We start from the raw sequence: 18659 nt of genomic DNA on the forward strand, positions 1-18659 counted from the left end.
GTGTGCGGGCTACTGCTCGTTCTCGGGCTGCCAGTCGACGGAGTCGTCAGCGGCGTCGGTGTCCCAGTCGCCGTTGCCGATCTGCACGCTGTAGCTGCTGTCGGCGGCCGGTGCGGGCTCGGGCTGCGAGGCGGGGGCGGTGAGCTGGGCGACGGACAGCGGCGCCTTCTGCGGCAGCACCTCGGCGTGGACGGTGCCCTCCAGCTCCTCGGAGACGTAGGGCATCCCGTGCAGGGCGTCGGAGGCGATCAGCCGGCACAGCTCACCGGTGGCGCGGGCGACGAGCATGTTCTGCGGCTGCTTCTTCCACTCGCCCTTGTCGGTGAGCTTCATCTGCGCGGCGCGCTGGATGGTCCACTCGACGGTCTGCCAGTTCTCAGCGCCCTTGCGCCGGCCGCGCATGACGCAGTGGTTGGCGTCGGAGGCGACGAGTTCGATCTCGTGGCCCTGCTTCTGCACGACGGCCCGCATGGCGTGCGCCCGGAGGGCGGGGGTGCCCTGGATGACGTCGATGCTCTTCAGCGTGGCCATCGGCTTCAGGCCGAGCTCGGCGCCAGCGAGGATCGCGGCGGTGATGTCGCCGGGCTTGCCGCGCAGGGACTGCGGGACGAACGAGGTGGCGGCGAGTTTCTGCGCCATCTGGTAGGCCAGGTCGGCTTCCTGCGCCCACTGCATGAGCGCGGTGGTGGCCGCTGTCGGCTTGGGCGCCTGAGTGACGACAGCGTGCTGCTCGTCGCGCTGGGCGATCTCGTTGGACGTCACTTCAGGTACTCCTCGGTCTGGCGGAGGGTGGCCCAGCTCGGCATTCCGATCTGGGGGATCTCGTCAGTGGGCCCGGTCCAGTCGGGCCACTCGTTGCGGGCGACGCAGTCGGCGTAGATCCGCAGGGCGCGCTCGTTGCGGGCGCGGCCGATGTCCTGGTCCTGGTCCTTCAGCTCGCGCACCGTCACCAGGTAGGGCGGCTTCTTGGACTGGAAGATGTAGAAGAACCGGGCGCCTTCGGGGGCGAAGCCCGCGGCCTGGACGCCGTCGATGTAGAGGGCGCCCGCCTGGTGGTAGCTGTACGACTCGATGGCCTTGCTGCAGGCGTCGGGGTTGGCGTCGGTGGTGGTCTTCAGATCGACGACGGCCGTCACCTCGGGCCGGATCATCAGCCAGTCCGGGCGGCACCGGCAGCGGACGCCGGTCGCCGGGTCGGTCCAGTAGATCGACCGTTCGGCGATGCCCATGCCCGGTGCGAGGAGCGGGCCAGCCTGCGGGTGCTTGCGTACCGCTTCGGCCATGGCCCGGACCTGTTCCCACTCCTTGGTGAGGAGCGGGACCTGACCGGCGGCGCGGGCTTCGTCGCGTTCCTGCTGTGCGGCCTTGGTTTGGTAGCTGTCGAAGTCGAGCACGGCCAGCTCGTCGCCGACGCCGAGGAGTTCGGTGTGCACGGCGGTGCCGAGGTCGAACTCGCGCTTCGGGGCGGGCGGGTTGTCGCGGTCGTATTTGAACTGGGCGGGGCAGCCGGGCGGCAGCAGGGCGCGCAGGCCGGACGAGGAGATGGACGTGGTGTCCGCGTGGTAGTCCTCGGCGGACAGGCCGTCGACCCAGCCGGGGTGGCCGTCCTCGCAGTCCTCGCAGAGGCCGTCCCGGGTGAACGGCCCGTCGGTGCTGGCGCACTGGCGGCAGGCGAGCGGGCTCATCAGAATGGGTCACCAGCGCCGGAGCTGACGGGGATGCGCCACTGCGTGCCGCTGGGCGTGTGGTGCCACTCGTGCCTGCCCTGCTGGACGCAGCGGAGGAGGGCACCGTTCTCCGGGTTGAACAGCGCTTCGGGGCACTGCGGCGCCGGGGTCTCTTCCGTGGCCACCCCGCCGCGGGCGATGTCCTGAAGCTTGGCGATCCCGTCCTCGTCGGTGTGGGCAAGGCGCAGGGCTTCGGACAGCTCGGGGTAGGCCTCGCGGAGGATGGCCCGGTTGCGGTAGTCGGCGTGGGAGATGGCCCCCATGAGGTGCTGGGTGAAGGGGCCGGGCTCGGTGCCGCCTGCGCGGTCGTAGCGCCAGAGCACGTGGCGTGCCGTCTCGATGGGGATGGTGAGGCTGGTGAGGTCCATCTGAGGCTCCAAGAGGGTGTGTTGGTGGGTGGGGCGGCCCGTGGTGGGGGTGGGCCGCCCCGGGGTGCCGCGGAGCGTGGGCATCGCTGCGACGCGGCGGCTTGTGGGGAGCGGGGTCAGGTGAAGGCGGGGTTCTCGCAGGACGCCCAGGCGATCTGCTCGTACACCTCGTCGGGGTCGACTTCGGTGCGCAGCTGCTCGACGGGCTTGGTCCAGTCGGCGAGGTCGGCGATCTCCTGAGCGCCGCGGATGGCGTCGTCCTCGTACATGGCCGAGGCGATGAGCAGGCCCGAGTGGTGGCCGACGCTCCAGCGGTGGGTGTTGTGGGGCTCGACCGCGGCGGGGATCTCGTAGACGAGGAGCCCGGAGACAGGGCTGGTCGCGGGGACGGTGAAGTCGCCGCAGTCGGTGTGGAACGTGTGCATGAGAGAGGTGGTGACGGACAAGGTCATCTCCTGGGATGCTGGTGGTGGGATCCCCGGGCGGTTCGAGCGCTCGGGGTTTCTGCTTGGTGGCCGGCCGTGGCGGGTTGGGCGGTCACCGCCCGGCCGGCGGTCAGCGGGTGGCGCGGCTGGGGTCGGTGACGGGGCCGAGGAGTCCGTCGGCGCGGGCCTCCCACAGGGCGGCCACGGGGATCTCCTGCGTCTGGGCGATGACGTGCTCGGCGAGGACCCGCACGTTCAGGCGGCGCTGCAGTTCGGCGACCTGCTCCTCGAGCCCGCGGACCGTCTCCGCGTGCCGGGCGTCGATTCGGGCGACCGTCTCCTCGTGGGCGCGCGCCTGCTCGTCGAGCTGGACGCCCAGCCCCTTGATGAGCGCCTTGGCGCCGGCGAGGAGAACCTCCAGCCGCTCCACCTTGTCGATCGCGCGATGCTGCGGGTGGCGGGCGGCCCTGTCGGCGAGCCCGAAGCGGACGGGCAGGAGATCGGCGAGGCTCATGAGGCCGCCAGCCCCTCGCGGTCGATGTATCCGGAGGCGAGGCTGTCGGCGAAGTCCCGGGCGACGGCGAGCTCGTGGCGGCGTTCCCGCTGGAACGCCAGCTCCGCTTCCAGGCCGGCCGCCTGCTGCTCCATCCGCTGGACCGCCGCCCGCCTCTCCTCGTTCGGCAGCGGCTTGCGGGTGGTAAGCGCGTTGCTGGCGGCGTTCCAGGTCTGGGGGCGGTCCCAGTCGGCGGCCGGGTAGGCGCCCTGGAGCAGGGAGGCGATGCGCTGCGAGCCGCCGGCGGGGAACTTCAGGATGCGGCCGCGGGCATCGAGGGCGCGGGCGAGGTAGTTGCGGACGCCGTCGCCGCTGCGGTCGGTCCAGATCGGGGTGACGAGGATGGTGGCCGCGCCGGGGGCGATCTGGTGGAGGCGGTAGGGCAGCTGCTGGACGTGGCGGCGGCGCCGGGACGCGGACGCCTTGCGGGGGCGGACGGGCAGGTGCTCGACGACGACGGTCACGAGGCGGCCTCCTTGGGCGCGGTCGGGTAGGGGAAGGCGGGGCAGGTGGCGTCCTCGTCGGCGTCGTAGAGGAGGTGCCGCAGTTCGGCGCGCTCGCCGGCCGGGGCGGGCGTGTGGGCGTACTCGGGGTGCGCGAGCAGGTCGTCGAGACGGGCCATGCGGACCGCGAACTTCTCGCCGGCCAGGCGGCGCTGGAGTTCGTGCAGCTGGACGTCCAGGGCGGCGATCGGGAGGACGCTTCCGGCCGGCATCGGCAGCGCGCCCTGGGCGGCAACCGCGGCGGGGAGGGAGGTGATCGGGTCGGTCATCGGGTCACCGCCAGTTCGGCAGAGTCGTAGGCCGGGGTGGACTTGAACTCGCGGCGCCACTGGAAGCGCGGGTTCTTCGAGGGGGTCTCACGCCACTCGATGGGGCCGTGGCACTTCCGCATCGGGTTGTGCATCCACTCCCGCCGGAACGCCTCCGCTCCGCATCCGGGGCACGTCACCAGCGGTCCGATCTTCGACTGGCAGCGGATGGCTTCGAACGCGGCCTGTCGCTGCCAGTTGTCGGGACGCTCGAAGTCCAGGGAGCCGTCCAGCACCTCGCCGCCCGAGGGCCTCTCGCTGGGGTCGTCGCCCCAGTAAGCCAGCGCTTTGTCCTCGTTCTCGGCGTCGACCCAGATGACGCGGGTGATGGTCTCCGTCATGATGATCGGGTAGCTGCGCTCCTCGATCCCCCACGCGGTCGCGGGAATGGCGTCCTCGAGGAAGTCCTGCACCCCCCAGTCCGGGCCGGCCGGGACCGGGCGCGGCCACCGCTGGCCGAGGTAGGCGTGGTCGCCGCTGTGCTTGAGGTCGCGGTCGCAGGCCTGGTAGCTGCTGCCGGGCATCGGCTCGCCGCACTTCATGCCGTCACCCCCGCCGTCTTCCGGGCGGCGTACCACTGGCCGATGCCGAACAGGACGGCGTGGCAGGCGAAGAGGAACTCCCACGAGTAGTCCTCGAACGACTTCTCCCAGTCGTTCGGGAAACGCAACCGGAAGTCGTCGTGCTGGAACGCTGCGACCGCGTACTCGGCGGTGCCCTGGTACTCGGTGCTGTGCTCGTCGGAGTGCAGGATCTGCTCTCCGACGGCCTCGACGGCTCCCGGATGCTGGGCCTCGGCCTTCGCGGCCTCGTCGAGCACCCAGGCGCGGAACAGTTCCTCCGACCAGTCGCGGACCTTCCCAGCGGTGACCTTCTCCTGCCAGTAGCCGGGGTTGATGCTTCCGTCGTGGCTCGACCCGCGGAACATGTTGAAGATGTCGTCGGCCGGGTAGATCGCGAAGCCGAAGCTGAAGCCGTCACCGCGCAGGAACAGGTTGTGCGGCCAGGTGACGATGTCGAAGCGGTAGAAGTTCCCGGCCGGGTCGGCGAAGACGAGATGCCGGTAGAGGCCGTCGTCGTGCAGGACGTGCATCTCGTGGCCAGCGGTCTCGCGGGCGAATCGGGCGGCGATCTCCGGGTAGGCGCTCATCGGGCCACCGCCTTGCCGTTGATGAGGCGGGCGATGGTCAGAGCCTTGGCGACGCAGCGGCACGGGGCCTCGTCTCCGCAGGTGGTGCAGAAGTCGAGTTCGTCGTGCCCTCCGCAACCCTCGCCACAGTTGGGGCAGTCGGGGGTGTCGGTCTCGGTCTCGTAGTTCACCGCAGCCTGCTCCAGCCAGTCGGCCAGCGCGGCACCGACGGCGGGCTGCATGAGGGCGACGTACTCGGCGTTCCACGGGTTGCGGATCCCGCCGTACCCGGACTTGATCCGGCCGGACGCGACGACCTCGGAGTCGATGGAACCGGCGGGGTGGGCGTGGGAGTAGACGGCGGACGTGCAGGTGGCGCGCGGCGACCAGACAGAACTGGTGACCCAGGGGCCATCGGTGGCGTGCTTGACGTGCTTGCGCAGCTTCGCCACGGCGTCCCGCATTTCGGTGACGGGAGAGGCCTTCAGGGCCTCGGGTGCTGATGGGATACTGGGAGCCACGTGGCTCCCTCCTTTCGCTGGTTGGAGGGTTGTTGCGTCGAGGTCGTCCCGTAGGCGCGGGGCGGCCTCTTTTGCCGCTCAGGCGGGGACGCGGGCCGTGCGGCGCGAGGTGCGCAGCTCCGGCGGGCGGGACTCGTGGGCGCGGTCCGGGGCCGGCGTGACTGCCGCCCGGTACTGGCCGTCCAGGTAGGCGTCGAGGTCCGCGATCCTGTAGGCGACGAACCTGCCGATCTGGAAGCCATGCATTCCGGCGTCCGAGTCCTTGCCGAGCAGGCGCCACTTCCGGAGCGTGGTGAGCTTGAGGCCGATGTAGGGCGCGGCCTGCTCAATCCAGAGGCAGCCCTTCGGAGGAGCGGGCTTGGCGCCCTTCCTGTTGTGCATTGGGTTACTCCTTCTTGGTGGGGGGTTCTTCGGGAGACGTCTCGTCCAGTTCTGGAGACGCCTTGGGCGCGAAAAGGACGAGGATGGCGACGCCGAGCGCCCTCACGAGGGCGGTTGCGTCGAGCACGTCCGCGGTCTTCTGCTTGCCGGTGGCCAGCTTCTCGATGAGGCCGCGTCCGCAGCCGCTTGCTTCCGCCAGGCTGTCGTAGCCGTATGGGATGCCGCGACCAGGGTGCTTCATGATCCACTGGAATATCTGTGCACTTCGGAGCGTGTAGCGACGACTCAACGGTTCCCCCGGATTGCGGAGCGGCCTTGATGAGACGAGTTAAGCACGGCAGAGACGGATCGTCTACAGAACTGGACGACCTACCGGCGAGTATGAGCAAAGTTCTTGGCTGGATACCATTGATCTGTAGACGATCCGTCTCTATCGCGCGAAGGTTGTAGGGACTGAGCTGGTATTTTTCCGACGCCCATCCGTATCCATAGAGACAGTCGGTGTTGATGTGCCACGAGAGGACGAGGACATGACGGCTCCGGCCACCGCCCCCGAGCCCGGTGCGGCCGAGGCGACGCCTGCCGGCGCACTCTCCCAGCTCATCCAGGAATCACTCGACCGAGGCGACTCCTATCAGCGGATCGCCGACCGGGCACTTGACCCCGAGACCGGCGAGACCGTCTCAAAGCCGTATCTCCAGCGCGTCGTGAAGAATCCACCCGCCAACCCGCCAACGGTCCCGATGATGCGCGCCATCGCCGCAGCCTTGGGTAAGCCGTTCCGGCGCGTACAAGAAGCCACGGCCGAGCAGTGGCTGCTGTACGAGGCGACCGAACTGGCGGGCTATGACGAGGAAGTTCGCATCATCGTGGGCCACCTCGCAGGCAAGTCGAAAGCGGAGCTGATGAAGTGGCGCTACATGATCGAGGCCGAGGAGCGCGCCAAGCGCGAGGCCGGCGAGTAGCGGCAGACGACACCAGGCGTCACCCATCGGGTGACGCCTGATCGCTTTTGTCCCCATGTCGACATTTCTTCAACACATTGTCGACGACTCTCAGTAGACGTACCCTTCACCAACCGTGCGCTTTTGGCCGAACTGGCTCAGAGTGCACCGTTGGAGCGCGGGGAGGAACGTTGCTGGACGTCGCCTACGAAGCCGTCGTTGACCTGCCGCCGGGCAGACTCGCACAGATAGATGAGGACCGCGGACGGATACGTGTCCGCCTCGACAAGGCCCAACCACTGGCCGCCGTCGTGCGGCAGTTGAACATCGAGATCGAACAACTCATGTCGTCCTCCCATTGGTTCCAGCTCTGGAGGACGGAGATCGTCAGCCGAGACACTCCTGGCGCACCGCTCCGGATCGAGTACACCTTCCACCCCAAGCTGCCGAGCGACCCTGGGGTTCTGGTATGGGAAGACCGCGGCCTCGTCCGCGTCTACATCTGCCCGGAGCTGGACACCGAGCGCTTCGCCGCCGCCATGAACCCGGCCACCGTGCAGCATCTCGCTGGCGGGCAGTGGTTCCAGCTGTACGCCGGGGAGATCGTCGACAATGGTCCCGAGCCCATGAGTCGCATCTGAACAACGGGGGCAACTGTGCCGGGATACATCGAGGACAGGTGGACGAAGGCGGGTCCGGTCGATCCGAAGACGAAGAAGCCCACCCGGGTCAAAACCGACCTCTACGAGAAGTGCAAGCGCTACAGGGTGTGCGGCATCCCGGGCGTTCGTAAACGGTCCTTCGACCGCAAGGCGGACGCCGAGACGTGGAAGTCGAAGGTTCAGGCGGACCTGCTGCGCGGCGAGTTCGTCGACCACCGCGACGGCAACGTCACACTCGAGGAGTACGTGACGACGGAATACTGGCCCACGAAGACCGGCGACCCAGGTACGCTCCAGACGATCGAGATCCGCATCAACACCCGGATCCTGCCCTACCTGGGAGGGCAGAGCCTCAACGCCATCAAGGTGCCACAGCTGCGGAAGTACCTCGCCGACCTCGACGGGCGCTATGGGCCAGCCACCATCATCGAGTCGTGGGGCACCCTGTCGTCCATTCTGCAGGCGGCCGTGGACGATGAGCGGATCCCCAAGAATCCCTGCCTGGCCAAGACGGTCAGGCCGCCCTCCAAGCCCGAGCGCAAAGCACGGGCGTGGACGCGGGAGCGCGTGGCGGCTGTACGTGAAGGGCTCGATGACCGGTTCAAGGTGATGGTCGACCTGGGTGTCGGCGCCGGGCTTCGGCAGGGCGAGGTTCTGGGCCTGTCGGTCGACGACGTCGGCGAGGATGTCATCCACGTTCGCCGGCAGGTTCGTATCGTGCGCAACCGGCAAGTTTTCTCTCTGCCGAAGGGCGGCAAGACGCGCACGGTCCCATTGCCTGAGTATCTGGCGAAGCGCATCGCCGAGCACATGAGCCGCTTTCCCCCGGTCGTAGTCACCCTGCCCTGGACCAACCCGGCGGAGCCTCAGAACGCCAAGCAGGCGGCCGAACGCGCGCCGCAGACGCACCGCTTGCTGATCAGCGGAGAGCGTCGGCAGGGCGCTCTACGGCGGAGCGCCTTCAATGAGGGGCCCTGGAAGCGGGCTCTCGTGGCGGCCGGAGTGATTCCACCCCCTGCACCCAGAGTGCCGCAGCCTCGCCGGCCCGATGGCACGAGGCCCCGGCCGAACACGAAACACGCTGCAGCGCCTGATGACGGCTTCCACGCCCTGCGGCACACGTTCGCGTCGGTGCAGTTGGACGCGCGTGAATCGGTGGTTGCCGTCTCGCGTTGGCTCGGTCACTCGGATCCGTCGATCACCTTGAAGATCTACGCGCACATGATGCCGGAGGCTGACGGGCGTGGACGTGCGGCCATGGACGCCTGGTTCTCGCGGAGTTCTTAATGATCTCCCTGAGCGCTCCCTGGCGACGTTTCGGCGCAGTCAGGGAGCGGCATTCTCGCAGGAGAAAGGCTCAGCCGTTCGGCCGCAGTGTCCACACCACCGTCATCTCGCCCGTGACCGCCCCGTCGGCGCGGCGGATCTCGATGGCGACCGGGAACTCGGGGCGGCCGCCCGCGTCGAGTTCGGCGACGACCTCGGCGGCCGGGCGGCCCAGCGTGGCGGTGGCCGTGACGGGACCCATCGCGAGCTTCTTGTAGTGGATCTCCGCGCTGACGGCGAGCGGCACGGCCCGTGAGAGCTGGTCGCCGAACGCGGCGAGGACGATGGCCCCGCTGGCGGACTCCGCGAGCGTGAACATCGCGCCGGCGTGCGGGCCGCCCACGTGGTTGTGGTAGTCGCTCTGGTCGGGCAGGGCTACCACGGCCTTGTCCCGGCTCGTCTCCTGGAACTCCAGCTTGAGGGTCCGGGCCATGGGAACGGTGGCGGCGAGCATCTCGCCGACGGACATCTGGTCTGCGCTCATACCGCGATGTTACCCATGAGTAGCCTTCGCTCACCAGCCCCGTCCACCGAATCGGTACGTACCTGACAAGGGGTGGTGACCCATTCAGGTCAGGGACGGCACTAGGGTTTCTGGCCATGTGGCCAGGACAGCAGCCGCCCGGGGGAGAGCAGAACCCGCAGGCGCAGAACAACCCGTACCAGCAGCCGGGATACCAGCAGCCGAATCCCTATCAGCAGCCCGGCTACCAGCAACCGGACCCCTACGGCACGCAGCCGCAGTGGAACGTCCCGACCCCGGCCGGCCTGCAACAGCCCGGCGGAACGGGCGGAGGAGGCGGAGGCGACCGTACGAAGGTGGTCGCGATCGTGGCGGCCACGGCCGTCGTGGTGGCGGCCGGCGTCACCGGCTTCCTGGTGCTGGGCGGCAAGGACGACGGGTCGGACGATGTCGCCGGCAAGGGCGGCGAGAGCCCGGTCGCGACCGCCGAAGCGAGCGGCTCGCCGTCGGCGTCCGCCTCGGCCTCCGCCGCCGGGGGCGACAACCCGCGCGGCACCGAGACGCTCCAGCCGACCGTCCCGGGCTGGAAGGTCGTCGTGAACCCCAAGCGGGGCACCGCCTTCGACGTCCCCGCGGACTGGGAGATCCAGTCGCCGACGCTCAGTCAGGGCTTCGAGTGGGAGGACAAGACCAAGCCGAACGGCTACGACTCGATCATCCAGTCGGGCACGGCCGAGTACAAGTCCAAGTGGTGCACGTCCGACGACGACAGGGACGGCAAGACCGAAGACTCCGCGCTCGCGGTCGTCGGCACGAAGGGCGCGGAGGGCGCCAAGAACACCGACGAGATCGCCGTCAACACCCCCGCGTGGTGGGTGTTCGGCGGCTACACCGACCCCGACAAGAAGAGCATCAGCTTCGACAAGAAGGCGACGCCCTACACCACCGCTTCGGGCGTCAAGGGCAGTTACGCCTGGGCCCAGTCGACGAACACGCCCCAGAAGGGCAAGTGCGCGAGCGACGGCCAGGCGATCACCTTCGGCTTCAAGAACTCCAAGGGCGACTACGTGTCCTGGAACCTGTACACGGCCAAGGGTGTGAAGGGCGAACTCCCGAGGGCGACCATCATGCAGATCCTCAACAGCGTACGGCTGCACGGGGATCCGACGGAGGGCTGACCGGCGGCGGACGGGGGACGCCGGGCGCCGTCGTCATCCGATGCCGAACGCCCCGGCCGGCGGGACCGGCGACGGGACCGCCTCCTCGTCCGGCACGGGGCGGGCCCCGCCGATGAAGTCCCGCAGGGCGGGACCGTGTTCGACGCGGGCCGGGAAGGCGTCGGAGGCGGTACGGCGGGCCAGGGCGCCCACGTCGAGCGGGCGGTGGGCGGCGGCGAGGACCGCGTTGCCGAAGCGGCGTCCACGCAGCACCGCCGGTTCCGCGATGAGCGCGAGCTCCTCGAACACCTCGGCGAACGTGGCGAGTTGGGAACGCAGGAAGGCGAACGGCGCCGCGTCCGCGAGGTTCGCCAGATAGACGCCGTCGCCGCGCAGGACCCGTCCGGCCTCGCGGGCGTAGGCCAGGGACGTGAGGTGGGCGGGGACGCGGGAGCCGCCGAAGACGTCGGCGACGAGCACGTCGGCGGAGCCGGCCGGCGCCGCCTCCAGCCAGGCCCGCGCGTCGGCGGCGTGCAGCGTGACGCCGGCGCCGGCGGGCAGCGGCAGATGCTCGGCGACGAGGTCCAGCAGCCCGCGGTCGGCCTCGACGACGTGCTGCCGGGAGCCGGACCGGGTGACGCTCACGTAGCGGGGCAGGGTGAGGGCTCCCCCGCCCAAATGCAGCACGTCCAGGGGCCGGCCCGGCTCCGCCAGGACGTCGAGCGCGTGGCCCAGCCGTCGCGTGTACTCGAACTCGAGGTGCGTCGGGTCGTCGAGGTCGACGTACGACTGCGGCGCCCCGTCGACGGTCAGCAGCCAGGCCCGCTCCCGGTCGATGTCGGGCATCAGCTTGACGGTCCCCTGGTCGGTGACCCGGGCGACGGGTGTGGGCTCGTCGTTCACCCCCTCATTCTGCCCGCTCAGAGGGGCTTCGAAGGACCGCAGGGATGCCGCCCGCGTGCTCACCGGCGCGGTGGGGGACTGCGGGGCCGGCCATGACCGGCCCCGCAGTCCCCCACCCGTCCCGGCCGTCCTCACACCACGGCTGTCACCGTTCCGGCGCCCACGGTCCGTCCGCCCTCGCGGATGGCGAAGCCGAGCCCGGGCTCCAGGGGCACCTCACGCCCCAGTTCCACGGTCATACTGACCGTGTCCCCGGGCCGGGCGACCGCCGTCTCCCCGAGGTCCACGTCCCCGACGACGTCCGCCGTGCGGATGTAGAACTGCGGCCGGTAGCCGGTGGAGACGGGCGTGGTGCGCCCGCCCTCACGCGCCGACAGCACGTACACCTGCGCCGTGAACCGCCGCCGCGGCGCGACGCTCCCCGGCGCGGCCACCACATGCCCCCGCCGGACGGCGTCCCGCGCCACCCCGCGCAGCAGCAGCGCCACGTTGTCCCCGGCCTGCGCCTCGTCCATCGGCTTGCCGAAGGTCTCCACACCGGTCACGACGGACTCCACGCCCGCGCCGAGCACTTCGACGCGGTCGCCGACCCGTACCGTGCCGCGCTCGACCGCGCCGGTGACGACCGTGCCCCGGCCGGTGATGGTGAGCACGTTCTCCACCGGCAGCAGGAACGGCGCGTCCACGTACCGCTCGGGCATGGGCACATAGGTGTCCACCGCGTCGAGCAGCGCGTCGATGGACGCCGTCCACCGCGGGTCGCCCTCCAGGGCCTTGAGCCCGGAGACGCGAACGACGGGCGCGGCGTCGCCGGCGTAGCCGTGCGCGGAGAGCAGCTCGCGGACCTCCAACTCCACGAGGTCACTGAGCTCTTCGTCACCGGCGTCGGCCTTGTTGAGCGCGACCACGATGTGGTCGACGCCCACCTGCCGGGCGAGCAGCACGTGTTCCGCGGTCTGCGGCATGATCCCGTCGAGCGCGGAGACGACGAGGATCGCGCCGTCGAGCTGCGCCGCCCCGGTGACCATGTTCTTGACGTAGTCGGCGTGGCCGGGCATGTCGACGTGCGCGTAGTGGCGGGTGTCGGTCTCGTACTCGACGTGCGCGATGTTGATGGTGATGCCGCGCGCCGCCTCCTCGGGGGCGCGGTCGATGCGGTCGAACGGCACGAACGCGCCGCTGCCGCGCTCGGCCAGCACCTTGGTGATGGCGGCGGTCAGGGTGGTCTTGCCGTGGTCGACGTGGCCCATGGTGCCGATGTTCAGGTGGGGTTTGGTGCGCACGTATGCCGTCTTGGGCATGGCGAAACCGGAGCCTCTCGGAAAAGGGTGCTGCGTGACGGCCCCGGCGGCGGCGAAGCGCCGACCGGGACGGGGACCCCGAGTGATTCACCGACCCTCCCCCTGCGGGGTCCGCCGGACGATCCGGAGAGGGTCAGCTTCGGGCGCCGTCGACGACGGCCGTGAGAACAGCGACGGCAGCCTTCGGCGCATCCGCGTCTGCGGATGCTGCGAGGAGGAAGGCGTACCGGAACATGCGTCAGATCCTCGCCGACCGCTCACCGCCTGTCGAACGGTTTTCCCGAGGTGATCCGGGCTTTCAGAGGAGGTTCTTCGTCGCCTCACGCAGTGACAGGGGGGAGAGTCGGCGGCCCTCGCTGTCGAGGAAGGCGCGGACTGCCTCGGGGGACGTCTTGGCGTACTCGCGCAGGGCCCAGCCGATCGCCTTGCGGATGAAGAAGTCGGGGTGGCCGGCCTGGCGCAGGCAGTAGGCGAAGAGCCGGTCGGCGTCGGTGCGTTCCTTGTGGCGGAGCTGGTGGAGCAGGGCGGTGCGGGCGAGCCACAGGTCGTCGTCGGCGATCCAGGCGTCCGTCTCGGCTCTCAGCCGCGGGTCGGCGGCGACGAGCGCACCGACGACATGGGCGGCGAGGAGATCGACGGTGTCCCACCAGGGGACGGTGGTGACGAGGTGCCGGACCACGGGCAGGAAGCCCGAGGTGCAGCGTCCGACGTGGCGGCGCAGGTAGTCGACGGCGAAGTAGTGGTACTCGCGTTGCGGCAGCGCCCAGCAGCGCAGGGCGATCGCCGTGCAGTCCGTCTCGTCGGGGCGGGGCGTGCCCGCGAGGACCGCGCGGGACAGGGCCCGGCGCTCGGGTGTGGGCAGGCCCAGGAAGGGGGCCACGTCCTTCATGTAGGCGCGCATGGCCGCCGCCCGGGCGGGATCGGCCTCGGCGGCGTACGCGACGGTGAGCCGATCCAGGACGGCGTCGGCGAGAACGCTGTGCGGTACACCGATCGTTCCCTCACCTGTGACCGTCATGAGACGGACCATACGGCGATCACACCTGTTCGTCAGTTACTGTCGCTTGATGCCCGATGCCACCACCCGCTCTGGCGGCACCGCCACGGTCTCTCCCCGGGCCGCCGCCACGGAGCTCGTCGTTCCCGTGTCCCTGCCCGTTCCCCTCGTCGCCGTTCCCGCTGCGGCGCCCGTCGGTCCGGCGGCGCGCTGCTCAAGAGCGCTGCTCTCGCCGTGGGCCCGATTCGCCCTGCTGGTGGTGCTGCTCGCGGCGGCCGCGTCGAGTGTGCTGCTGTTCGAGCCGCAGAAGCTGCTCGCGGACGGGTGGCCGCCCCAACTGGGCGGCGTCACGGCGGCTCTCGTCTTCGCCGCCGCGTACGGCCTGTGCACGGTGGCGTTCGTGCCGAGGCCGCTGCTGAACCTGGCCGCCGGCGCGGTGTTCGGCTCCCAGCTGGGCTTCGGCGCGGCCCTGGCCGGAACGGTGCTGGGCGCGGGACTCGCCTTCGGACTGGGCCGGTTCCTCGGCCAGGACGCGCTACGGCCGCTGCTGCGGGGCCGGCTGCTGAAGGCCGCGGACGACCAGCTGAGCCGGCACGGGCTGCGTTCGATGCTGGCGACCCGGCTGTTCCCGGGCGTCCCGTTCTGGGCGGCGAACTACTGCGCCGCCGTCTCCCGGATGGGCTGGCTGCCGTTCCTGCTCGCGACCGCGCTCGGCTCGGTCCCGAACACGGCCGCGTACGTCGTCGCCGGGTCCAGCGCCGCCTCCCCGACCTCGCCGCTGTTCCTCGTCTCCATGGCCGTCATCGCCGTCCCGGCGCTGGCCGGCGCCGCGCTGGCCTGGCGCAAACGCCATCACCTGCGCTCGCGCTGACCACGCGTCATCAGTGCGGCCGGTACACGTCCAGCCGCCCGCACATCCCGAACTTCCCGTACGCCGAGGGCTGCTCGGCGTGCACGACGGCGTCGGCGAGGTGAGTGACGTCGCCGTCGGCCAGCCGGTCGAGCTGCTCCCCCGTCGCCGCCGCGGCGGCCGCCGCACCGCGCCGCCAGCGCTCGCGCCACTCGGCGAGCCGGGGCCGCACCAGAGCGGCGGCGGCGCGGTGGAAGGCGGCCAGCGGTCCGGGGCCGTCCGCCTCGCGCAGGATGCGGTAGCCCTCCAGGGCCAGGTCGCGGCGGGCGCGGGCGATCCGGGCCTGCTCCTCTTCGGGGGCGTCGGCGGGGATCGCGGTGGCGGCGGCGTACGTCTCCGGGTCGGTCAGGTACTCCGGGGGCAGGGTGAGGACCGCGTCGCCCGCCTCGGGCAGCCCGCTGTTCTGCATCAGGACGGTGATGCGCAGTTCGTCCTCGTTGACGAGCCGGTGGATGGTGCCGGGTGTGAACCAGGCCACCGTGCCGGGCGCGAGCGGCGTCTCCTCGTACCCGGAGACGGTGAGCGTCTGCACGGCCCCGCGCCCGCCCGTGACGACGTACCCCTCCGAGCAGGCCAGGTGCAGATGGGGCGTGCCGCCGTGCAGCCCGTCGACGGCGGGCCAGTCGTAGACGCACAGGCGGGAGACGGCGACCCCGCCGGGCAAGCCGTCGTAGGGCGTCACCACGGGTGGGCCTCGAGATAGTCGGCGACCTCCTGCCGCTCCCAGGCCCCGTCGGCCACGACGACGCGGTAGCGGCGGGTGAGGGTGTCGCCGGGGGCGAGCTCCAGCTCGTCGAAGTAGGCCCAGGACGGGGCGATGCCCGCGAAGGGATCGTTGCGGACGAACCAGTGGGCCGGGTGGGCGCCGCGCTCGCCGGCGTGGTCGTTCTCGGGGGCGTGGGCGAAGACGACGGTGGCGTGGCCGTCGGCGCCGTCGTGCTCGCCGGACAGCGCGAGCCAGGGGCTCTGGGAGGCCATCAGTTCCGGCCCCTCGCCGTCGGGGCCGATGATGCGGCCGTCGCGGAAGGCGCGCGGCCCGCGCCAGAACAGTCCGGTGTAGCCGGCCAGTTCGCGCCCCGCGGTGGTCGGGCTGCCGAACCGCAGCGGCTCGTCACGGCGGTTGGTGACGGCGCTCGTCCAGGTCAGCGCCCACGAGCCGGAGGCCCGGTCGACGTCGTGCACCTCGATCCGGCGGTGTTCGTCGGCCCACAGTTCGCCGCTGTGGGGATGCCAGGTCAGCCGCTCGGCGATGACCGCCCGGCCGGCGTCGGCCGAGACCTCGTCGAAGGCGACGTGCGCCATCGAGCCGACCCGCTCGGGGAGTTCGAGGTACCCCTCGCCGTGGACGTAGGAGTTCCCGCCCCACAGGTTGGCGCCCGACAGGTGCGACGCGGTGAGCGACAGGCCCTTGTGCCAGCGGTGGTCGTTGGGCCGGTAGTCGGTGACGACGTCGCCGGCGAGGGTGCGCAGCGGGTGGATGTACGGCTTCGGCGCCTCCCAGGCCGCCTCGGGCCGGTAGACGTAGGCGAGCAGTTCGACGCCGCCGACCGGGTCCGTCACGGTGACGCGGTCGCCGTGCGCGTGGACCAGACGCAGGCCGCTCATGCGGAGACCTCCTCGGCGGAAGCGAGAGCAGGGGCGGCGGCGGGCGCCCAGCCGGGGGCGCCGCCGTGCAGGGCCGTGTAGAAGGGGTCGCCGGGGCCGATCTCGCCCCGCTTCACCGTCACGTCCGTGAACGCCGCCTTGTAGAGCGCGCTGATCAGCTCCAGGCTGGTGCGCCCGTCGGCGCCGCTGCTGCGCGGCCGTTCCCCGGCGCGCATGCTCGCGACGAGCTCGCGCAGCTGCGCCAGGTGAGAACTGGGCACGTCCGCGCCGAAGTCCTGCCAGGCGGCCGCGCGGTCGCCGGGGACGTCCCGGGCGGGGGTGATGCGCCAGTCGGCGTTGGAGTGGCCGTAGAGGTGGGTGAGCTCGACGGTGGCCAGTTCGCAGTCGATGCGGATACGGCTGACCTCGTCGGGGCTGAGGACGCTGTTGACGATCGTCGCCATGGCCCCGTTCTCGAAGCGGACCAGGGCGGTGGAGACGTCCTCGGTCTCCACGTCGTGGACGAGCCGCCCGGCCATGGCGCGCACCTCGCTCCACGGGCCGAGCAGATCCAGGAGCAGGTCCATCTGGTGGATGCCGTGGCCCATGGCGGGGCCGCCGCCCTCGGTGTGCCAGCGGCCGCGCCAGGGGACGGCGTAGTAGGCGGTGTCGCGGTACCAGGTGGTCTGGCAGTGCGCCACGAGGGGGCGGCCGAGGGCCTGCTCGGCGAGCAGCCGCCGCACGTGCCGGGAGCCGGACCCGAACCGGTGCTGGAACACGATCGAGGCGTACGGCCCGCCCTGCCCGCCCGGCGCCGTCTCCCGCGTCCCCTCCTCTGCCGCCACGGCGTCGTAGTCGGCGAGGGTCGGCACCGGAGGCTTCTCGCACCACACCCAGGCTCCGGCGCGCAGCGCGGCCACGCTCTGCTCGCGGTGCAGGGTCGGCGGGGTGCAGATGGCGACGAGGTCGGGCCGCTGCTCGGCGAGCATGCGCTCCAGGTCGGTGTAGGCGTGCGGAATCCCACCTTCCGCACAGAAGGCCTCGACTGCGGTGGCATCGATGTCAACGGCCGCGACCACCTCGGTCTCCCCCTCCGCGGCAAGCTGGGCGAGCGCGGGCAGATGGGACCCGCGGGCGATGGCGCCTGTGCCGATGACGGCGGCGCGGATGCGGCGGCCGACGAGCGGAGCGGATGGGGACATGTGCGTGATCAGCACTCCTCAGACGAACGACCGAACAACCGAGCGACCGGGTAACGGGGCGACCGGCGACGGTGCGACCCACTCACACAGCAAGCGCTTTCATTCCGCCAGCAAACTATGCGGCCGCGCCCTGGCCGGTCAACACATCCGCCCTGCTCAAATGCACCGCGCCCTTCCCCCGCGCCGCCCGCCCCGAAACCCCTGTGCCGGGACTGTCACCCAGGGGCGCTACGCTGCCCTTGACACACCCCCTTGATCACCGCGCGCGCGGCGGCCCGCCGTGTCCGCCGCCCTCCCCGATCGGCACTTGGACTCCGTAACCTCATGTCTTGGTTTGAATCCCTCATCCTCGGACTCGTCCAGGGGCTGACCGAGTTCCTCCCCGTCTCCTCGAGCGCGCACCTGCGGCTGACCGCGGCCTTCTCGGGCTGGGAGGACCCCGGCGCCGCCTTCACCGCGATCACGCAGATCGGCACCGAGGCCGCGGTGCTGATCTACTTCCGCAAGGACATCGGGCGAATACTTTCCGCGTGGTCCCGGTCACTCTTCGACAAGGAGATGCGCAAGGACCACGACGCCCAGATGGGCTGGCTGGTGATCGTCGGCTCGATACCCATCGGCGTGCTCGGCATCACCCTCAAGGACGCGATCGAGGGACCGTTCCGCGATCTGAGGGTCACCGCGACGATGCTCATCGTCGTCGGCATCGTCATCGGCGTCGCGGACCGGCTCGCCGCACGCGACGAGAAGGGCGGCCGCCACCGTGCGCCGAAGCAGCGCAAGGGACTGGAGAACCTGGGCGTCAAGGACGGCCTGATCTTCGGCCTCTGCCAGGCCTGCGCGCTCATCCCCGGCGTGTCCCGCTCCGGCGCCACGATCAGCGGCGGCCTGTTCATGGGCTACAAGCGCGAGGCGGCTGCCCGCTACTCCTTCCTGCTCGCCATCCCGGCGGTACTGGCCTCGGGCACGTTCGAGCTCAAGGACGCGATGGAGGGCGGCCACGTGGCGTGGGGCCCGACGGCGTTCGCGACGGTGATCGCGTTCGTGTCCGGATACGCCGTGATCGCCTGGTTCATGAAATTCATCAGCACGAAGTCCTTCATGCCGTTCGTGTACTACCGGGTGGCGCTCGGCATCGTGCTGATCGTGCTGGTCAGCATGGGTTTCCTGTCGCCGCACGCCGCCGAGTCGGCGGGCTGAGGGAACAGGGTGACCGCCGGTCGCCACTGCAGGACGATCCGGGTGACCGTGACCCAGGACATATGATCTGCGTAGCCGTTCGGTAGCGCAGGGTC

At 70.7% G+C, this 18659-nt stretch carries 25 protein-coding genes; 6 read left to right on the plus strand and 19 right to left on the minus strand.

Annotated elements, in window-relative coordinates; translation table 11 throughout:
• Nucleotides 1-9: 9 nt before the first annotated feature.
• The 12 genes from ACIRS4_RS22485 to ACIRS4_RS22540 form a co-directional block, all read right to left on the minus strand.
• Entirely contained in the window at nt 10-762 is a 753-nt protein-coding gene (locus ACIRS4_RS22485) for a hypothetical protein (protein ID WP_404198712.1), read from the minus strand.
• Nucleotides 759-1685, minus strand: a complete 927-nt coding sequence (locus tag ACIRS4_RS22490) for a PD-(D/E)XK nuclease-like domain-containing protein (protein ID WP_404198715.1) — start codon at nt 1683-1685, stop codon at nt 759-761. Before ACIRS4_RS22490 ends, ACIRS4_RS22485 begins: the two co-directional genes overlap by 4 nt.
• Complete coding sequence (locus tag ACIRS4_RS22495; protein WP_404198718.1) at nt 1685-2095, minus strand: hypothetical protein; 411 nt, start codon at nt 2093-2095, stop codon at nt 1685-1687. Before ACIRS4_RS22495 ends, ACIRS4_RS22490 begins: the two co-directional genes overlap by 1 nt.
• A gap of 116 nt (nt 2096-2211) precedes the next feature.
• Nucleotides 2212-2547 carry a hypothetical protein gene (locus ACIRS4_RS22500; protein ID WP_404198720.1) on the minus strand — a complete coding sequence of 112 codons (336 nt, stop codon included), beginning with the start codon at nt 2545-2547 and terminating at the stop codon, nt 2212-2214.
• Between the two features lie 103 nt (nt 2548-2650).
• On the minus strand, nt 2651-3034 hold the full coding sequence (locus ACIRS4_RS22505) for a hypothetical protein (RefSeq protein ID WP_404198722.1): 384 nt from the start codon (nt 3032-3034) through the stop codon (nt 2651-2653).
• Nucleotides 3031-3537, minus strand: a complete 507-nt coding sequence (locus ACIRS4_RS22510) for a hypothetical protein (protein WP_404198725.1) — start codon at nt 3535-3537, stop codon at nt 3031-3033. The genes ACIRS4_RS22505 and ACIRS4_RS22510 overlap by 4 nt, the downstream gene beginning before the upstream one ends.
• Nucleotides 3534-3845: a hypothetical protein gene (locus tag ACIRS4_RS22515; protein ID WP_404198728.1), complete on the minus strand. Its 312-nt coding sequence runs from the start codon at nt 3843-3845 to the stop codon at nt 3534-3536. Before ACIRS4_RS22515 ends, ACIRS4_RS22510 begins: the two co-directional genes overlap by 4 nt.
• Complete coding sequence (locus ACIRS4_RS22520; protein WP_404198731.1) at nt 3842-4426, minus strand: hypothetical protein; 585 nt, start codon at nt 4424-4426, stop codon at nt 3842-3844. Before ACIRS4_RS22520 ends, ACIRS4_RS22515 begins: the two co-directional genes overlap by 4 nt.
• A complete protein-coding gene (locus ACIRS4_RS22525) occupies nt 4423-5034 on the minus strand; it encodes a hypothetical protein (RefSeq protein ID WP_404198734.1) in 612 nt (203 codons plus the stop codon). Before ACIRS4_RS22525 ends, ACIRS4_RS22520 begins: the two co-directional genes overlap by 4 nt.
• A complete protein-coding gene (locus ACIRS4_RS22530) occupies nt 5031-5534 on the minus strand; it encodes a hypothetical protein (protein WP_404198737.1) in 504 nt (167 codons plus the stop codon). Before ACIRS4_RS22530 ends, ACIRS4_RS22525 begins: the two co-directional genes overlap by 4 nt.
• A gap of 78 nt (nt 5535-5612) precedes the next feature.
• Nucleotides 5613-5915 (minus strand): hypothetical protein, encoded by a 303-nt coding sequence (locus ACIRS4_RS22535; protein WP_404198740.1) that lies wholly within the window; start codon nt 5913-5915, stop codon nt 5613-5615.
• Nucleotides 5916-5919: 4 nt separating this feature from the next.
• The gene (locus ACIRS4_RS22540) at nt 5920-6156 is read right to left on the minus strand and encodes a hypothetical protein (protein WP_404198742.1); all 237 of its coding nucleotides are present in this window, start codon (nt 6154-6156) and stop codon (nt 5920-5922) included.
• 289 nt (nt 6157-6445) lie between these two features.
• Between ACIRS4_RS22540 and ACIRS4_RS22545 the strand changes: the two genes are divergently transcribed.
• The 3 genes from ACIRS4_RS22545 (at nt 6446) to ACIRS4_RS22555 (ending at nt 8808) form a co-directional block, all read left to right on the plus strand.
• Nucleotides 6446-6880 carry a hypothetical protein gene (locus ACIRS4_RS22545; protein ID WP_404198745.1) on the plus strand — a complete coding sequence of 145 codons (435 nt, stop codon included), beginning with the start codon at nt 6446-6448 and terminating at the stop codon, nt 6878-6880.
• Between the two features lie 170 nt (nt 6881-7050).
• A complete protein-coding gene (locus ACIRS4_RS22550) occupies nt 7051-7500 on the plus strand; it encodes a hypothetical protein (RefSeq protein WP_404198748.1) in 450 nt (149 codons plus the stop codon).
• A 15-nt stretch (nt 7501-7515) separates the two neighbouring features.
• Nucleotides 7516-8808 (plus strand): tyrosine-type recombinase/integrase, encoded by a 1293-nt coding sequence (locus tag ACIRS4_RS22555; RefSeq protein ID WP_404198751.1) that lies wholly within the window; start codon nt 7516-7518, stop codon nt 8806-8808.
• Between the two features lie 70 nt (nt 8809-8878).
• Here the strand turns inward: ACIRS4_RS22555 and ACIRS4_RS22560 are convergent, their stop codons facing one another.
• Nucleotides 8879-9316: a DUF4442 domain-containing protein gene (locus tag ACIRS4_RS22560; protein WP_404198932.1), complete on the minus strand. Its 438-nt coding sequence runs from the start codon at nt 9314-9316 to the stop codon at nt 8879-8881.
• 131 nt (nt 9317-9447) lie between these two features.
• Between ACIRS4_RS22560 and ACIRS4_RS22565 the strand changes: the two genes are divergently transcribed.
• Nucleotides 9448-10488, plus strand: coding sequence for a hypothetical protein (locus ACIRS4_RS22565; protein WP_404198753.1), 1041 nt, complete (start codon nt 9448-9450; stop codon nt 10486-10488).
• 33 nt (nt 10489-10521) lie between these two features.
• On the opposite strand, the gene ACIRS4_RS22570 is transcribed toward ACIRS4_RS22565, so the two are convergent.
• From ACIRS4_RS22570 to ACIRS4_RS22580, 3 genes are all read right to left on the minus strand, one after another.
• On the minus strand, nt 10522-11313 hold the full coding sequence (locus ACIRS4_RS22570) for a spermidine synthase (protein WP_404198935.1): 792 nt from the start codon (nt 11311-11313) through the stop codon (nt 10522-10524).
• A gap of 188 nt (nt 11314-11501) precedes the next feature.
• Nucleotides 11502-12671 (minus strand): elongation factor Tu, encoded by a 1170-nt coding sequence (gene tuf / locus ACIRS4_RS22575; RefSeq protein WP_404198756.1) that lies wholly within the window; start codon nt 12669-12671, stop codon nt 11502-11504.
• A gap of 298 nt (nt 12672-12969) precedes the next feature.
• A complete protein-coding gene (locus ACIRS4_RS22580) occupies nt 12970-13689 on the minus strand; it encodes a DNA alkylation repair protein (protein WP_404198758.1) in 720 nt (239 codons plus the stop codon).
• A 49-nt stretch (nt 13690-13738) separates the two neighbouring features.
• Between ACIRS4_RS22580 and ACIRS4_RS22585 the strand changes: the two genes are divergently transcribed.
• Nucleotides 13739-14539, plus strand: a complete 801-nt coding sequence (locus tag ACIRS4_RS22585; RefSeq protein ID WP_404198761.1) for a TVP38/TMEM64 family protein — start codon at nt 13739-13741, stop codon at nt 14537-14539.
• Between the two features lie 10 nt (nt 14540-14549).
• Here the strand turns inward: ACIRS4_RS22585 and ACIRS4_RS22590 are convergent, their stop codons facing one another.
• The 3 genes from ACIRS4_RS22590 to ACIRS4_RS22600 are packed head-to-tail and all read right to left on the minus strand — an operon-like array spanning nt 14550 to nt 17364.
• Nucleotides 14550-15260: a cupin domain-containing protein gene (locus ACIRS4_RS22590; RefSeq protein ID WP_404198938.1), complete on the minus strand. Its 711-nt coding sequence runs from the start codon at nt 15258-15260 to the stop codon at nt 14550-14552.
• The gene (locus tag ACIRS4_RS22595; protein WP_404198763.1) at nt 15257-16183 is read right to left on the minus strand and encodes a PmoA family protein; all 927 of its coding nucleotides are present in this window, start codon (nt 16181-16183) and stop codon (nt 15257-15259) included. The genes ACIRS4_RS22590 and ACIRS4_RS22595 overlap by 4 nt, the downstream gene beginning before the upstream one ends.
• A complete protein-coding gene (locus ACIRS4_RS22600; protein ID WP_404198765.1) occupies nt 16180-17364 on the minus strand; it encodes a Gfo/Idh/MocA family protein in 1185 nt (394 codons plus the stop codon). The genes ACIRS4_RS22595 and ACIRS4_RS22600 overlap by 4 nt, the downstream gene beginning before the upstream one ends.
• Nucleotides 17365-17688: 324 nt before the next feature.
• On the opposite strand from ACIRS4_RS22600, the gene ACIRS4_RS22605 reads away from it, so the two are divergent.
• Entirely contained in the window at nt 17689-18564 is an 876-nt protein-coding gene (locus ACIRS4_RS22605; protein ID WP_404198768.1) for an undecaprenyl-diphosphate phosphatase, read from the plus strand.
• The last annotated feature ends 95 nt before the right edge of the window (nt 18565-18659 follow it).

The sequence above is a fragment of the Streptomyces sp. NPDC101166 genome, from assembly GCF_044768125.1.
Classification (GTDB): Bacteria; Actinomycetota; Actinomycetes; order Streptomycetales; family Streptomycetaceae; genus Streptomyces.

Excerpts from the sequence above, each read along its gene's own strand:
- tuf (WP_404198756.1), bottom strand. The coding sequence starts at position 12,671 with ATGCCCAAGACGGCATACGTGCGCACCAAACCCCACCTGAACATCGGC.
- ACIRS4_RS22560 (WP_404198932.1), bottom strand. The coding sequence starts at position 9,316 with ATGTCCGTCGGCGAGATGCTCGCCGCCACCGTTCCCATGGCCCGGACC.
- ACIRS4_RS22540 (WP_404198742.1), bottom strand. The coding sequence starts at position 6,156 with ATGAAGCACCCTGGTCGCGGCATCCCATACGGCTACGACAGCCTGGCG.
- ACIRS4_RS22520 (WP_404198731.1), bottom strand. The coding sequence starts at position 4,426 with ATGAAGTGCGGCGAGCCGATGCCCGGCAGCAGCTACCAGGCCTGCGAC.
- ACIRS4_RS22490 (WP_404198715.1), bottom strand. The coding sequence starts at position 1,685 with ATGAGCCCGCTCGCCTGCCGCCAGTGCGCCAGCACCGACGGGCCGTTC.
- ACIRS4_RS22505 (WP_404198722.1), bottom strand. The coding sequence starts at position 3,034 with ATGAGCCTCGCCGATCTCCTGCCCGTCCGCTTCGGGCTCGCCGACAGG.
- ACIRS4_RS22515 (WP_404198728.1), bottom strand. The coding sequence starts at position 3,845 with ATGACCGACCCGATCACCTCCCTCCCCGCCGCGGTTGCCGCCCAGGGC.
- ACIRS4_RS22595 (WP_404198763.1), bottom strand. The coding sequence starts at position 16,183 with ATGAGCGGCCTGCGTCTGGTCCACGCGCACGGCGACCGCGTCACCGTG.
- ACIRS4_RS22495 (WP_404198718.1), bottom strand. The coding sequence starts at position 2,095 with ATGGACCTCACCAGCCTCACCATCCCCATCGAGACGGCACGCCACGTG.
- ACIRS4_RS22525 (WP_404198734.1), bottom strand. The coding sequence starts at position 5,034 with ATGAGCGCCTACCCGGAGATCGCCGCCCGATTCGCCCGCGAGACCGCT.
- ACIRS4_RS22500 (WP_404198720.1), bottom strand. The coding sequence starts at position 2,547 with ATGACCTTGTCCGTCACCACCTCTCTCATGCACACGTTCCACACCGAC.
- ACIRS4_RS22605 (WP_404198768.1), top strand. The coding sequence starts at position 17,689 with ATGTCTTGGTTTGAATCCCTCATCCTCGGACTCGTCCAGGGGCTGACC.
- ACIRS4_RS22545 (WP_404198745.1), top strand. The coding sequence starts at position 6,446 with ATGACGGCTCCGGCCACCGCCCCCGAGCCCGGTGCGGCCGAGGCGACG.
- ACIRS4_RS22585 (WP_404198761.1), top strand. The coding sequence starts at position 13,739 with ATGCCCGATGCCACCACCCGCTCTGGCGGCACCGCCACGGTCTCTCCC.
- ACIRS4_RS22600 (WP_404198765.1), bottom strand. The coding sequence starts at position 17,364 with ATGTCCCCATCCGCTCCGCTCGTCGGCCGCCGCATCCGCGCCGCCGTC.
- ACIRS4_RS22565 (WP_404198753.1), top strand. The coding sequence starts at position 9,448 with ATGTGGCCAGGACAGCAGCCGCCCGGGGGAGAGCAGAACCCGCAGGCG.
- ACIRS4_RS22570 (WP_404198935.1), bottom strand. The coding sequence starts at position 11,313 with ATGCCCGACATCGACCGGGAGCGGGCCTGGCTGCTGACCGTCGACGGG.
- ACIRS4_RS22535 (WP_404198740.1), bottom strand. The coding sequence starts at position 5,915 with ATGCACAACAGGAAGGGCGCCAAGCCCGCTCCTCCGAAGGGCTGCCTC.
- ACIRS4_RS22580 (WP_404198758.1), bottom strand. The coding sequence starts at position 13,689 with ATGACGGTCACAGGTGAGGGAACGATCGGTGTACCGCACAGCGTTCTC.